Genomic DNA, 13,969 nt, shown 5'->3' on the forward strand with positions numbered 1-13,969 from the left:
TGGGTCCCGCCGTCGGCACGCTCTTAGTTCAGGATATAAATAAAGGACCGTAAAATGTCAACGTTCCTGCGCCGGACGGTCGCGGACCACGCCGAAGACTGGTCCGGGCGAGGAGAATCCGCGTCGGGTCCTTGACTCCGCCGAACCCCGCGCTGTTAACTGCGAGCTCACCGACGGAACCGGTTCCGTGACCGCCACCCGGGACAGCTCCGCCGACAAGCACCTTTCGGGCTGACTGGTCCGCGCTCCTGGCACCACCCGGTACCGCTCCTCCGGCTCACGGCACCGGGCGGGTGCCCCGGAGCGCGAACCCGCCGCACCACCCGACGCCGGCGCGAGCTGTGGGGCTCGCCCGGCCCGCTGCTGTTCCGACCGTCCTCCCGATCCAGCAGGCAGGCTCATGAGATCAACGACGTTCTCCCCCGTACACCGCCTCCTCGTCGTCGCCACCACCTTCGTCACCGCGGTCACCACCGCGGCGGTGGTCGGCTCCGCCCCCGCGCAGGCCGCCGCGTGCGGCACCACGAACCTCGCGCAGGGCCACCCCGCGACCGCGTCCTCGACCGAGAACGGCGGGACACCCGCGTCCGCCGCGGTCGACGGCAACACCGGCACGCGCTGGTCCAGCGCGTTCAGCGACCCGCAATGGCTGCAGGTCGACCTGGGCTCGACGCAGCAGCTCTGCGACGTGGCACTCACCTGGGAAGCCGCGTACGCGAAGTCGTTCAGCGTCCAGCTGTCCTCGGACGCGAACAGCTGGACGACCGCGTACTCGACCACCACCGGCGCGGGCGGCACGCAGACCGTGCCCCTCACCGGCACCGCGCGCTACCTGCGGGTCTACGGCACCCAGCGGGCGACCGGCTACGGCTACTCCCTCTGGGAAGTCGCTGTGCACGGCACCGGCGGCGGGACGACCATCCCGCCGACCGACCCGCGCAACCCGGACCTCGGGCCGAACGTGTCGGTGTTCGACCCGTCGACCCCGACCGCGACGATCCAGAACCGGCTGACGCAGATCGCGGACCAGCAGCACACCAACCAGTTCGGCAACGAGCGCTACGCGGTGCTGTTCAAGCCGGGCAGTTACAACGCCGACGTCAACCTCGGCTTCTACGAACAGGTCGCCGGGCTCGGCCTCTCCCCCGACGACGTCAACCTCAACGGCCACGTGCGCGTCGAGGCGGACTGGCTGCAGCAGGGCGACAACCCGGCCAACAAGGGCAACGCGACGCAGAACTTCTGGCGGTCGGCCGAAAACCTGTCGGTGACGCTGCCGGCCGGGCAGGTCGAGCGCTGGGCCGTCGCGCAGGCCGCGCCCTACCGCCGGATGCACCTCAAGGGCAGCCAGATCCAGCTGTGGAACGGCGGCGACGGCTGGGCCAGCGGCGGCCTGATCGCCGACAGCAAGATCGACGGCGTCGCCGTTTCCGGTTCGCAGCAGCAGTTCCTGACCCGCAACAGCGAACTCGGCGGCTGGCAGGGCGGCGTCTGGAACATGGTGTTCGTCGGTTCGACCGGCACGCCGCCGGCGTCGTTCCCGAACCCGCCGGAGACGGTCGTCGGCCAGACGCCGGTGATCCGCGAGAAGCCGTTCCTCTACTTCGACGGCTCGGGCAGCTACAACGTGTTCGTCCCGGGCCTGCGGCAGAACTCCTCCGGGACGAGCTGGGGCCACGGCGCCCCGACCGGGCAGTCGATCTCGCTCAGCGAGTTCTACGTCGCGCACCCGTCCGACTCGGCCGCGACGCTCAACGCCGCGCTGGCGGCGGGCAAGAACCTGCTCGTGACGCCCGGCGTCTACCACCTCGACCAGGCGCTGAACGTCACCCGCCCGGACACCGTGGTGCTCGGCCTCGGCCTGGCGACGCTGATGCCGACCAACGGGACCGCGGCGATCACGACGTCCGATGTGGACGGTGTGAAGATCGCCGGGCTGCTGATCGACGCGGGCGCGGTGAACTCGCCGGTGCTCGTGCAGGTCGGACAGCCGGGCTCGAGCGCCAACCACGCGGCCGACCCGACGTCACTGCACGACGTGTTCTTCCGGATCGGCGGCGCGGCCGTCGGGAAGGCCACGCAGACGCTGGTGGTCAATTCGAACAACGTCATCGGCGACCACATGTGGCTGTGGCGCGGCGACCATTCGAACGGCGTCGGCTGGAACGTCAACACCGCGGCGAACGGCCTGGTCGTCAACGGCGCCAACGTGACGATGTACGGCCTGTTCGTCGAGCACTACCAGCAGTACGAGGTGCTCTGGAACGGCAACGGCGGGCGGACGTACTTCTTCCAGAACGAAATGCCGTACGACCCGCCGGACCAGGCGTCCTGGTCCAGCGGCGGCGGCCGGCAGGGCTGGGCGGCGTACAAGGTCGCGGATTCGGTGACCAGCCACGAAGGCTGGGGCCTGGGCAGCTACTGCTTCTTCAACACGAATCCGTCCATTGTGGCCAGTCACTCGTTCGAGGTGCCGAACAACGGCGGCGTCCGGCTGCACAACCTGGTGTCGGTGTCACTCGGCGGCGTCGGCACGATCGCCCACGTCGTCAACGACACGGGTGACGCCGCGAACTCCGGGCACCAGGTGAGCCCGCTCGTCTCCTACCCGTAACACCGCGGCGACGTACGCGTCCGGGCGGACCAGCCAGGCTTCGCCCGGACGCGCACCCAGCGCCCCGCCCAGCCGGATCTCCACCGACCGCAGCCCCGGCACCCGCACCCCCGGGGTCGTCAGGACGAGAAACCCTTGCCGGGCCAGGTCGCGCAACCGTCCGCTCGCGACGGTGACGTCCGGGAGCAACACGCCCGGTCCCGGCGGTGGCAACGCACCCCGCGGCGGCCGTCCCGTGAACGGCCGGTCCGGATCGGGCGTGGTCAGCGGCGAGTCGACGTACCAGAACGGTTCGGCCAGCCGGCCCGAGTCGACCTGCTCGCCGGCAGCCGGGTCGTGCGCCGCCCGCGTGAGGACGTCGAGCCGGCGACGGCGCCGCTCGTCGTCCTGGGGCACCAGGAAGTCCATCGTCGCGGTGGTGACGGCCGCGTTCTCCACCGCCGCCGCGTGCCGCTCGGTGTGGTAGCTCTCCAGCAGCTCCTCCCCCGCCTCACCGCGCAGGACGGCGGCCAGCTTCCAGGCCGCGTTCTCCGCGTCGGCCACGCCGGAGTTGAGGCCGCGCGCCCCGAACGGCGCGACGAGGTGCGCGCAGTCCCCGGCCAGCAGCACGCGGCCGACGCGCATCCGGTCGACGAGGCGCGTGTGGAAGCGGTACACCGAGCGCCAGACCACCTCGTACGGCCGGTCGCCGAGGATCGCGCCGATCCGGTGGTCGAGGGCTCCGCCCGACTCTTCGGCGGCGAGGTCGTAGTCCTCGGGGACCTGCCAGTCGATGCGGAACTCCGAGCCCGGGCACGGGTGGATGAGCACCTGGCGGCCCGGGTTCCACGGCGGGTCGAACCAGAAGCGGCGCTCGGCCGCCCAGCCCGGCAGATCGGCGCGGATGTCGCAGATCAGGAATAGGTCCCGGAACGACACTCCTCCGAGGTGCTGCCCGAGGGCGCGGCGCACGGCGTCGCCGCGCGCGCCCGCACAGGCGATCGCGTAGTCGGCCTCGATCCGGCGCGGCCCGACTTCGGTCTCGCAGTCGATCTCGACGCAGCCGGGCTGGGTCAGGCCGGTGACGCGGTGACCGCGGCGGACGTCGATCAGCGGCTGCCGCGCGATCAGCTCGTCCAGGACCTCCTCGACCCGGGCTTGCGACAGGTTGACGAACGGCGGCAGCGCGGACCCCGCGTCCGGCAACGTCAGCGAGAACAGCTCCCGGTCGCGGTGGAACGTCCGCGCGGTCGTCCAGGTCAGGCCTTCCCGGGCGAGGCACCCGGCGCCGAGCCACGCCCAGACGTCCAAAGTGTCCCGTTGGTGGCAGATGGCCTTGGAGCCCACGGGATCGCGCGCCTCGTGCTCGTCGACGAGCACGACCGGCACGCCCCGGCGCGCGAGCAGCAGCGCGGCCGTCTGGCCGACCGGGCCGCTGCCGAGGACGGCGACCGTCATCCTTGGAGCTGGTCCCAGACTTCGCGGTCGCGCTCGGCGGTCCAGATCACCGGCCGCTCGACGCCGGACAGCTCGTCCCACAGCCGCGAGACGTCGAAGGGCAGGCAGTGCTCGAAGATCGGCCAGTGCCCGTACTGGTCGTTCAGCGCCGCGTGCGTGCGCTCGAAGGCCTCCTTGAGCGTGCCACCGGCGTCGTGGACGGCGCCGACCTCGCGCAGCATCGTGTCCAGGAAGTGCCGGGTCTGCGCGATGGCGGCGGCGACCGCCTCGGTCCCGCGGCTGACCCCGCCGCGGCCGCCGATCAGGGTCTCCGCACCGAAGGCGGCCACCCGGTCCAAAGTGGATGACGCCCAGTCGCGGTGGAAGGCGTCGCCGGTGTACAGCGCGGCTTCCGCTTCCACCAGGTCGCCGGCGTAGAGGATCCTCTGCCGGGGCAGCCACGCCACGATGTCGCCTTCGGTGTGGCCGCGCCCGCAGTACTGCAGGACGAGGTCGCCGCGGTCGCCGCCGAGGTCGATCGTGAGCCGGTCGGAGAAGGTGAGCGTCGGCCAGGTCAGGCCGGGCACCGACTCCGCGCCCTTGGCCAGCCGCGGCATCCGGCCGAACTCGCTCTCCCAGTCCTCCTTGCCGCGCTCGGCCACCAGCGCCCGGGTGTTCTCGTGCGCGACGATCACGTCGGCGTCGAAGGCGGACGCGCCCAGCACGCGCACGGCGTGGTAGTGGCTCAGCACCAGGTAGCGCACCGGCTTGTCGGTGTGCTCCCGCAGTTTCGCGAGCCACTCCCCGGCCGCGACGGGCGTGGCCAGTGCTTCGAAACAGACGAGGAAGTCCTCGCCCTCGATCGCGCCGATGTTCGGGTCGCCCTCGGCGGTCAGCGCCCAGACGCCGTCCGCGAGGTTCTCGAGGGTCTGCGCTTTCTCCGCCAGGTCGGCCGAAGAGGCGAAGGCTTTCTTCGTCACGGCGCACCCTCCTTGATCGTCAAAGGATTGACTATCCGGTCAGGCTAGCCCGCCGGACCGCAGCAGGGAACCCTCCTTCCCCTAACCTGTGCGGCATGACCGACCGACCGGCCGACCTCGACTACCTCTCGTTCGTCGACTACGCGATCGGGAAGACGCAGGCCGAACTGCCCATGACCGACCCGGTGGCGATGCGCCTCGGCCTGACGCTGCACCGGCTGGCCGGCGCGCTCGTGTACGACTGGGAATCGACGGTCCACCGCCCGCGCGGCTGGAGCTGGGGCGGCTTCCGGGTGCTGTTCGTCCTGTGGCTGGCCGGCCCGCTGGAGTCCCGCCACGTGGCCCGGCTCGCCGGGATGAGCCGCGCGGCGGTGTCGGCGCTGGTCAAAACCCTGGAGCGGGACGGCCTGGCGACGCGCACGACGGTGCCCCACGACCGCCGGGCGGTGCAGCTGGCGCTCACCGAAGCGGGCCACACCGCGGTGACCGACGCCTACCAGGAGCACAACGAGCGCGAGCAGGCCTGGGTGGCGGCGTTGACCCCGTCGGAACAGACCACCCTGATCGGCCTCCTGGAGAAACTCACCACGAGCCCCGCGGCCGCGGCGGCCCAGCGCCTCACCTGAGCCGACCCTCCGGGTACGCAACCCGACCGTCCAAGTACGCGAAGGCGCGGCTCAGCTGGCCAGCCCGGGCAGGCTGAGCGTGTGCCCGGTTTGCTCGGCCTTCGCCCGCAGGTACCGGACGTTGTTCTCGGTCGCGAACACCCCCGTCGGAACCCGGTCGCGCACCGCGATCCCGGCCGCTCGCAGCTGCGCGGCTTTGTCCGGGTTGTTCGACAGCAGGTCGACCCGGTCCACCCCGAGCGCACCCAGCATCTGCGCGGCGACGGTGTAGTCGCGGGCGTCTTCGGGCAGGCCGAGCGCGGCGTTCGCGGCGTAGGTGTCGAGGCCGCCGTCCTGCAGGGCGTACGCGTCGAGCTTGTTGTACAGCCCGATCCCCCGGCCCTCCTGGCGCAGGTACAGCAGGTACCCGCCGGTCTCGGAGATCCGGGCGACCGCCTCGGCCAGCTGCGGGCCGCAGTCGCAGCGCGCCGACCCGAAGACGTCGCCGGTCAGGCATTCCGAGTGCGGGCGTACCAGCGGCACCGCGCCGGGCGTGCCCAGGACGAACGCCAGGTGCTCACCGTCGTCGGCCAGGCCGCGGAAGGTGACGGCTTCGGCGTCGACCGCGACGCCGCCGTCGAGCCGCAGCGGGATCCGCACCCGCGTCCGCACCTCGGCCGTCATGCCCTCGCCCCTGGAGTCACCCACAAGATCGACCCTACACGAGGTTCAAATTCGAACTTCCCAGGGAAATGGAGTGGCGCCGGGTCGACTCGCCTGCCCATGATCCCCGGTGCCACCGCCGCCTCGTTCCTGCTGGTCGTCGTGCTGGTCGCCGCCGAGACGGCGTGAGCCCGGGCCGGGCTCACGCCGCCGCGCTCAGCCGAGCTTCTCCGACGCCAGCCGCGTGCCCTCGACCCGCGCGGCGATCTTCGCGAACGCGATGTCGCGCGAGGTCGACGTGTCGTCGGCGAACGGCGAGAACCCGCAGTCGTCGCAGGTGCCGAGCCGCTCGGCCGGGAGGTACTTCGCCGCGGTGAGCACCCGGTCCCGGACCTCCTCCGCGGTCTCCACCCGCGGGTCGATCGGGTCGATGACACCGACGAAGACCCGTTGGTCGGCCTTGAGGTGCTCGGCGATCACCCGCAGCGCGCGCTCCGGGTCGGCTTCGCTGGCCAGCTGGACGAAGAAGCGGCCGGCCTTGAGGTCGAACAACGCCGGCAGCAGGCCCGCGTAGTCGACGTCGAGGCTGTGCACGGAATCCTGGTCGCCGCCCGGACACGTGTGGACGCCGATCTTCGCGCGCTCCTGCGCGGTGAACCGGTCGAGCACGGCGTTGTTGAGCTCGACGAACTGGCGCAGCAGCCCGCCGGACGGGTCGAGCTTCAGCGACAGCCGCCCTTCGGTGAAGTCGATCTGCACGCTGTCCGCGCCCGCGTCGAGACTGCCCCGGATGTCCGCCTCGGCCTCGTTCACCAGGTCGGCGACGAACTGCTCCTGCGAGTACCCCTCGATGCCGTCGCCCGGGTAGATCAGCGACAGCGCGGACGCGGCGATCACCGCCTGCTTGACGGGCCGGTCGGTAAGCGTTTTCGCGCGGGCCAGGTACGAGCCGGCGTGCGTCGCGTAGCGGAACGGTCCGGCGGTGAGCCGCGGCAGCTGCCGGGTGTGCCCGTCGGCGAACGGGATGACGACGCCGTCGGGCGCCAGGGCTTCGAGCCCGGCCAGCGGGTACGTCGCGAAACTCGGCTTGCCCTGTTCCCCGTCGGTCAGCACCGGCGAGCCGGTCTCCTCGAACCGGCGGATGGTGTCGGCCAGCGCCCGGCTCTCGAGTTCGGCGAGCGCGGCGGCGTCGATCCGGCCCGCGGCGAACTCGCCGAGGCCTTCGACGAGGGCGGCGGGACGCGGGATGCTGCCGATCGGTTCGGTGGGCAGGGTCATGAAGTCCTCCGGCTGATGGAAGGGCTTGACCGGTCACCGGCACCACGACAGGACGTGGCCACCCGGCCGCCCCCACCCGCCGTCCGGCCGTGATCGGCCACGTTCTCGGGGCAACTTAGCGTGGCCGCGGCCGGTCACGGAGCGCGGATCACCCGGTCGGACCAAAGAAAAGCACGAAATCAGAAGGCGTTCGGCGGTTCGCGAGGAGGACGATTGGGTATTCGCTACGGCGATACGGCGGGTTCGGCGCCGAAGGAGGCCCGATGCTCAGTCACCACGATCGCACCGAGCTCGAGAAGATCGAGCGCAGCCTGGAGCTCAGCGACCCGGAGCTGGCTGCCGCATTGCGCGACGGACGGCGCCCGAAGTCGCGCGGGCTCCGCAACGCCCTCCTGATCTTCTTCGACATCGCCGCCGTGACGCTGCTGGTCCTGGGCCTGGTGCTGCCCGACCCGGGCGTGACGCTGTGCGGGATCATCGCGCTCACCGCCACCGTCTGGACCCACGTGGCGCGGCACCGGATCTGAGAACCTTGTTCTGGTCAGGACGGCGCTACGGGCCGCAGGCCGCCCACCTGTGGTGACACTCGCGCCGGCCGACGGCTGAACAAGGTTCTGAGGCAGACTGGGCGGCGTGAAGTGGGTCCTGCACGTCGACCTCGACCAGTTCATCGCCGCGGTCGAGATCGCCCGCCACCCGGAACTGCGCGGGAAGCCGGTCGTGGTCGGCGGCAACGGCGACCCCGCCGAACGCGCGGTCGTCGCGACGGCGTCGTACGAGGCCCGCGAATTCGGCGTCCAGTCCGGCATGCCGCTGCGGATCGCCGCCAAGCGCTGCCCGGACGCGGTCTTCCTGCCCAGTGACCCGGACGCCTACCTCGAGGTGTCGGCGCGGGTGATGGCCGCGGTCCGGGAGCTGCCGGTCGTGGTCGAGGTGCTGGGCTGGGACGAGGCGTTCGTCGGGGCGGAGACGGCCGACCCCGAGGCGCTGGCCGCCGCGATCAAGGAGGCGGTGGCGCGCGAGACGGGCCTGTCGTGCGCGGTCGGGATCGGCGACAACAAGCTGCGGGCGAAGCTCGCCACCGGGTTCGGCAAGCCGGGCGGGATCTACCGGCTGACGCAGGAGAACTGGTGGGAGGTGATGGCGGCCCGCCCGACCGACGCGCTGTGGGGCATCGGCGGCAAGACGGCGAAGAAGCTCGCCGAGCTGGGCATCACCACCGTCCTCGACCTGGCGGGAGCCGACCCGGCGGAGCTCGCGGCGCGGTTCGGCCCGAAGACCGGCCCGTGGCTGCGGCTGCTCGGCGGCGGCATCAGCGACGCCGAGGTGAGCGCGACACCGTGGGTGGCCCGCTCCCGCAGCCGCGAAACGACGTTCCAGCGCGACCTGACCGACCCCGCGGAGATGGCGGCCGAGGTGACGGCGCTGGCCAAGCGTGTCGCCCAGGACGTCCTCGACGAGGGCCGCCCGGCGGCGCGGGTCGCGGTCAAGGTGCGGTTCGTGCCGTTCCTGACCCACACGCACAGCATCACGCTGCCGGAGCCGACGTCGGACGCGGACGAGCTCGACCGCGCGGCGCGGGAGGTGCTCGGGATGTTCGAGCTGACCCGCGCGGTGCGACTGCTGGGCGTGCGGGCCGAGTTCCCGCGCGAGGATTAGAGCCCTTCCGGCAGCGGCAGTGGCCGGTCCGGGTCCAGCTCCACCCCGCCCGCCCGCAACGTGTGGTCCAGCATCGCCCAGATCGTGCCCGTGAGCTGGGCGGTCAGCTGGGGCAGGCTGAGCGTGCCCGGGTGGTCGAGCCAGCGGGTCGTCGCCGATTCGACGTAGCCGACCAGGCCGAACGCGATCGTGTCCGCCGGGGCCGGGTCCAGCCCGAGCGCCGTCAGGTAGCCGGTGAACAGCCGGCTGAGGTGGCGGGCGATCGCGCCGCGGACGTCCGGGCGGTCGTCCGCGGCGGCCGGCTGCGCGCGGGCGAGGTAGCGGTGCAGGTGGGCGTGCTCGGTCAGCCAGCGCAGGTGGGTCGAAATCACCGTGGAGATCATCTCGTTCGGCGAGCCCTCGGGGTGCCAGAGCGGCGCCAGGTCGGCCGTCACCAGCTCGGCCGCCCGCTGGGCGATCGCCCGCCGGAGGTCTTCCGCGCCGTCGAAGTGCCGGTACAGGCGCGTGCGCGCGACGCCGGCGCGTTCGGCGATCTGCTCGGTGGACACGTCCGGGCCGTGCTCGGCGATGGCGGCCAGTGCGGCGTCGACGAACTCCGCGCGCCGCCGTTCCTGCTGGCCCGCCCAGCGTGTCGCCCGCCCGTCGACCTTGGTCACGGCGAAAGCCTACTCGGCACCCACCGGCCGGTGTACACTCGGCGAAGTAGCTAGTACATCGCGTACCCCATACTTTTCGGAGGCCGCCATGGGCGTCGAGGCCCAGGACCGGGACGTCACCGCGGCTCGCCTGCTCAAGAGCTCCGCGAAGAACTCCTACGACCCGTACGTCGACGTCGACTGGGACGCGCCGCTCGCCGAAGGCAAGGCGTACATGCCGCTCGAGCGCGTCTCCCTCTACGGCACGGACCTGTGGGCGAAGCTGACGCCGGAGCAGCGGATCGAGCTGTCCAAGCACGAGATCGCCAGCATCATGAGCGTCGGCCTGTGGTTCGAGATCGTCCTGATGCAGCTGCTCGCCCGGTACGTCTTCGACCTGGACGCGCGCACCGAGCACGCGCAGTACGCGATGACCGAGATCGGCGACGAGACGCGGCACTCGGTGATGTTCGCCCGCACCGCGCAGCGGCTCGGCGTCCCGCGCTACGGCGTCCCGAAGGTGGTCCACCGCGCCGCGAAGGTGTTCGGCGCGACCGCCGCCGGCCCGTCGATGTTCGCCAGCGTGCTGGTCGCGGAGGAGACCACCGACCGGCTCCAGCGGTCGATGATGGACGACGACGGCATCCAGCCGCTGATCCGCTCGGTCAACCGCATCCACGTGGTCGAAGAGGCCCGGCACGTCCGCTTCGCGAAGGAGGAGGTGCTGCGCGAGACGCCGAAGCTGTCGAAGGCGGCCCTGCAGCGGCACCGCCTCCGGACCGCACTGGTGGCGTTCGGCGTGATCGACAGCATGGTCGACGCGCGGATCTACCGCAGCGTCGGCATCGACCCGAGGGAGGGCCGCGCCGCAGCGCTGGCGAACCCGCACTTCCACCGGACGCGGCGCTGGATGGCCGAGAAGATCGTGCCGTTCCTGCGCGAGGCGGGCCTGATCGGCGGCCGCTCGGAAGGCATCTGGCGGCGGGCGCACCTGCTCTGAATTCCCCTCGCCCCCGGCGCCGGCTTCCGCCAGGATGCCCGGGTGATCACGATCCGGACCGCCCGCGCCGACGACGAGGCCGCACTCGCGAGGCTCGACGAACGCACGTGGACCCCGGCCGTCTCCCCCGCTCCCGCGCCGCCGCCCGGCACGCCGTTCTTCGACGACGGCACCCGGCCCGAAGACGTCCTCGTCGCCGAGCACGGCGGCGCCGTCGCCGGGTACGTCCGGCTCGGCGAAGGGTTCGGCATCCCCGCCCACCGGCACGTGGCGGTGATCGGCGGGCTCGCCGTCGACCCGGAGCGGCAGCGGCTCGGCATCGCGCGGCGGCTCGTCGACGCCGCCGTGGCCGAAGCGCGGCAGCGCGGCGCGCGCAAGGTGACGCTGCGCGTACTGGGTCACAACACCGGTGCCCGGCGGGTCTACGAGCGGTGCGGGTTCGTCGTGGAAGGCGTGCTGCGGGGCGAATTCCGCATCGACGGCCAGGACGTCGACGACATTCTCATGGCCCGTTCGCTCGCTTGACAGCCTCGCGGCGGCTTTGCCATCCTGGGCGGGGGCCGAGAGGCGCTGCGACGGAATCCTTTCCGCCACGCTCGGCCCGCCGATCACGACTCCAAGGGCGCCTCCCGCGAGGGAGGTGCCTTTTCCGTTGTCCGCACGGACTTCCGTGCTGCCTCCCGAGCGGTTCGCCGACGAACCCCGGAGTGCATCGAAGCATGAGTGACAAACTGCAGAACTCGAACGGCCTCGACTTCGCCGTGGCCGACCTCTCGCTGGCCGACGCCGGCCGCACCCAGCTGCGGCTGGCCGAGCACGAGATGCCCGGCCTGATGGCGATCCGCCGCGAGTACGCCACCGCGCAGCCGCTGAAGGGCGCCCGCATCGCCGGGTCGCTGCACATGACCGTCCAGACCGCCGTGCTCATCGAGACCCTGGTGGCGCTCGGCGCGCAGGTGCGCTGGGTGTCCTGCAACATCTTCTCCACCCAGGACGAGGCCGCCGCGGCGGTCGTCGTCGGCCCGGAGGGCACCGTCGACGCCCCGGCGGGCACCTCGGTGTTCGCGTGGAAGGGCGAGACCCTCGAAGAGTACTGGTGGTGCACCGACCTGCTCTTCGCCTTCCCCGGCGGGCAGGCCCCGAACATGATCCTCGACGACGGCGGCGACGCCACCCTGCTCGTCCACAAGGGAGTCGAGTTCGAGGCGGCGGGCGCGGTCCCGCAGCCGTCCGAAGAGGACCCGGAGGAGTACCGGATCGTCCTCGAAACCCTCCGCGCGAGCCTGGCGGCCGACGGTGACCGCTTCACCCGGATGGCCAAGGAGATCCGCGGCGTCACCGAGGAGACGACCAACGGCGTCAAGCGGCTCTACAAGCTCGCCAAGGACGGCGAGCTGCTCTTCCCGGCGATGAACGTCAACGACTCGGTGACGAAGTCCAAGTTCGACAACAAGTACGGCATCCGGCACTCCCTTGTGGACGGCCTGAACCGGGCCACCGACGTCATGATCGGCGGCAAGCGCGTGCTCGTCTGCGGCTACGGCGACGTCGGCAAGGGCGCGGTCGAGGCGCTGCGCGGCCAGGGCGGGCGGGTCTCGGTCACCGAGATCGACCCGATCTGCGCGCTGCAGGCGGCGATGGACGGGCTCGACGTGGTGGAGCTGGACGACGTCGTCGAGACGGCCGACATCTTCATCACCACGACCGGCAACTTCGGCATCATCTCGGCGGAGCAGATGAGCCGGATGAAGCACAACGCCATCGTCGCGAACGTCGGGCACTTCGACAACGAGATCGACATGGCCGGGCTGGCGAAGCTGCCGGGCGTCGTGAAGAAGGAGATCAAGCCGCAGGTGCACGAGTGGACCTTCCCGGACGGCCACGCGATCATCGTGCTGTCCGAGGGGCGCCTGATGAACCTCGGCAATGCAACCGGGCACCCGTCCTTCGTGATGTCGAACTCGTTCACCAACCAGGCGATCGCGCAGATCGAGCTGTTCACCAAGCCCGGCGAGTACGCCACGGACGTCCACCGGCTGCCGAAGCACCTCGACGAAAAGGTGGCCCACCTGCACCTCGACGCCCTCGGGGTGAAGCTCACCAAGCTCACGAAGGCGCAGGCCGACTACATCGGCGTGGACGTCGCAGGTCCGTACAAGCTCGATCACTATCGGTACTGATCCGAGATTGCTCCATTCGCCGTAGTTTGGTTTATCCGGAAACTGGCCATCCTCCCGTCGAGAGCGCATCCGCCCGGACGGCACGGAGCCGGGCCGGGTCTCATGCGAAGGAGTGTGTCAAGTGATCATTCTCGGTGTGATTCTCCTTGTCATCGGGTTCATCGTGGGCATCCCGGTGCTGTACACCATCGGTATTATTCTCGCGGTGGCCGGCGTGGCACTGGCCATCCTGGGCGGCACCGGCCGCCGGATCGGTGGCCGGGCGCACTGGTACTGATCCCGAGACTTGCCGCGGCCTGGTGCGCGTCAGCAGCAATGCTGGCTCGCGCCAGGCCGTTCGGCCGTCTTCGGCCGCCACCCCCGGACCGCGGAAAGGTAAGCGCACTGCAAAACCCGCCGCGAATTCGGTTAAAAACAAACTGAGGGCCTCCTCGGTCACGTAAATCGCGAGCGCGAAAAAGGAAATCGCGATCGCCCGCACCGCCCGCCACCACGTCGGGTCCGATGCGGGCCGGCACCGGCTCGTGCGCCTGGAAAAAAAGGGTCCTCCGGCTCCGAGGGGGAGGGAGAGCCGAAGGACCCCGTTAGTGTTAGCACATCGCCAAGCCCCTGTACACAGCTGCATACACGATCGTGTGATCGCCTTGACGCCGATCGAACGCCGTGCAAACCTCCCCGGCGGGCGTGGCACCCGGCCGGGAAGGCCTGCCCGGATCCTGGCGGGAGGCTCAGGAAGCTTGGCGCAGCAGGGTTTTCCGCGGCGCGGCGGTACAGCCGCACCCGCCGCCGACACCCCGGCAGTCGACGATCAGCCCGTGGCGGACGCGGTCACCGTCCTCACAGGCCGGATCGGTGCACTCGGCGAATCCACCGTCCGGGTGCACCACCAGCGTGCCGTGGCAGTGATCGATCCCGGCGTCACAGGAAGCACACTCCATG

Annotated in this window: 14 protein-coding genes; 8 read left to right on the top strand and 6 right to left on the bottom strand. The window is 71.1% G+C overall.

The window, feature by feature from the left end; translation table 11 throughout:
• Positions 1 to 400: 400 nt before the first annotated feature.
• Positions 401 to 2,614 (top strand): discoidin domain-containing protein, encoded by a 2,214-nt coding sequence (locus ISP_RS27335; RefSeq protein ID WP_013227076.1) that lies wholly within the window; start codon positions 401 to 403, stop codon positions 2,612 to 2,614.
• On the opposite strand, the gene ISP_RS27340 is transcribed toward ISP_RS27335, so the two are convergent.
• Positions 2,516 to 4,051, bottom strand: coding sequence for an FAD-dependent monooxygenase (locus ISP_RS27340; protein ID WP_014467229.1), 1,536 nt, complete (start codon positions 4,049 to 4,051; stop codon positions 2,516 to 2,518). The genes ISP_RS27335 and ISP_RS27340 overlap by 99 nt on opposite strands.
• Positions 4,048 to 5,010 (bottom strand): MBL fold metallo-hydrolase, encoded by a 963-nt coding sequence (locus ISP_RS27345; RefSeq protein WP_013227077.1) that lies wholly within the window; start codon positions 5,008 to 5,010, stop codon positions 4,048 to 4,050. The genes ISP_RS27340 and ISP_RS27345 overlap by 4 nt, the downstream gene beginning before the upstream one ends.
• A gap of 95 nt (positions 5,011 to 5,105) precedes the next feature.
• Here ISP_RS27345 and ISP_RS27350 point away from each other — a divergent pair, with 95 nt between their 5' ends.
• Positions 5,106 to 5,636, top strand: a complete 531-nt coding sequence (locus ISP_RS27350; RefSeq protein WP_013227078.1) for a MarR family winged helix-turn-helix transcriptional regulator — start codon at positions 5,106 to 5,108, stop codon at positions 5,634 to 5,636.
• Between the two features lie 51 nt (positions 5,637 to 5,687).
• Here ISP_RS27350 and ISP_RS27355 read toward each other — a convergent pair whose 3' ends face one another.
• Together ISP_RS27355 and ISP_RS27360 are read right to left on the bottom strand one after the other, a co-directional pair.
• Positions 5,688 to 6,299, bottom strand: coding sequence for a GTP cyclohydrolase II (locus ISP_RS27355; protein WP_013227079.1), 612 nt, complete (start codon positions 6,297 to 6,299; stop codon positions 5,688 to 5,690).
• A gap of 195 nt (positions 6,300 to 6,494) precedes the next feature.
• Complete coding sequence (locus tag ISP_RS27360) at positions 6,495 to 7,556, bottom strand: cobalamin-independent methionine synthase II family protein (RefSeq protein ID WP_013227080.1); 1,062 nt, start codon at positions 7,554 to 7,556, stop codon at positions 6,495 to 6,497.
• Between the two features lie 263 nt (positions 7,557 to 7,819).
• Here ISP_RS27360 and ISP_RS27365 point away from each other — a divergent pair, with 263 nt between their 5' ends.
• Entirely contained in the window at positions 7,820 to 8,083 is a 264-nt protein-coding gene (locus tag ISP_RS27365; RefSeq protein ID WP_013227081.1) for a DUF3040 domain-containing protein, read from the top strand.
• 106 nt (positions 8,084 to 8,189) lie between these two features.
• Positions 8,190 to 9,215 carry a DNA polymerase IV gene (locus ISP_RS27370; protein ID WP_013227082.1) on the top strand — a complete coding sequence of 342 codons (1,026 nt, stop codon included), beginning with the start codon at positions 8,190 to 8,192 and terminating at the stop codon, positions 9,213 to 9,215.
• Here the strand turns inward: ISP_RS27370 and ISP_RS27375 are convergent.
• A complete protein-coding gene (locus ISP_RS27375) occupies positions 9,212 to 9,871 on the bottom strand; it encodes a TetR/AcrR family transcriptional regulator (RefSeq protein WP_013227083.1) in 660 nt (219 codons plus the stop codon). The two genes, ISP_RS27370 and ISP_RS27375, sit on opposite strands and share 4 nt — an antisense overlap.
• Positions 9,872 to 9,959: 88 nt before the next feature.
• Here ISP_RS27375 and ISP_RS27380 point away from each other — a divergent pair, with 88 nt between their 5' ends.
• The 4 genes from ISP_RS27380 (at position 9,960) to ISP_RS27395 (ending at position 13,307) form a co-directional block, all read left to right on the top strand.
• A complete protein-coding gene (locus tag ISP_RS27380) occupies positions 9,960 to 10,850 on the top strand; it encodes an AurF N-oxygenase family protein (protein ID WP_013227084.1) in 891 nt (296 codons plus the stop codon).
• A gap of 42 nt (positions 10,851 to 10,892) precedes the next feature.
• The gene (locus ISP_RS27385) at positions 10,893 to 11,375 is read left to right on the top strand and encodes a GNAT family N-acetyltransferase (RefSeq protein ID WP_013227085.1); all 483 of its coding nucleotides are present in this window, start codon (positions 10,893 to 10,895) and stop codon (positions 11,373 to 11,375) included.
• A gap of 194 nt (positions 11,376 to 11,569) precedes the next feature.
• Positions 11,570 to 13,030, top strand: a complete 1,461-nt coding sequence (ahcY, locus tag ISP_RS27390) for an adenosylhomocysteinase (protein WP_013227086.1) — start codon at positions 11,570 to 11,572, stop codon at positions 13,028 to 13,030.
• A gap of 136 nt (positions 13,031 to 13,166) precedes the next feature.
• The gene (locus ISP_RS27395) at positions 13,167 to 13,307 is read left to right on the top strand and encodes a hypothetical protein (protein ID WP_162472556.1); all 141 of its coding nucleotides are present in this window, start codon (positions 13,167 to 13,169) and stop codon (positions 13,305 to 13,307) included.
• A 451-nt stretch (positions 13,308 to 13,758) separates the two neighbouring features.
• On the opposite strand, the gene ISP_RS27400 is transcribed toward ISP_RS27395, so the two are convergent.
• A complete protein-coding gene (locus ISP_RS27400) occupies positions 13,759 to 13,968 on the bottom strand; it encodes a hypothetical protein (protein WP_013227087.1) in 210 nt (69 codons plus the stop codon).
• Position 13,969: the final 1 nt, after the last annotated feature.

Source organism: Amycolatopsis mediterranei (assembly GCF_026017845.1).
Taxonomy (GTDB): Bacteria; Actinomycetota; Actinomycetes; order Mycobacteriales; family Pseudonocardiaceae; genus Amycolatopsis; species Amycolatopsis mediterranei.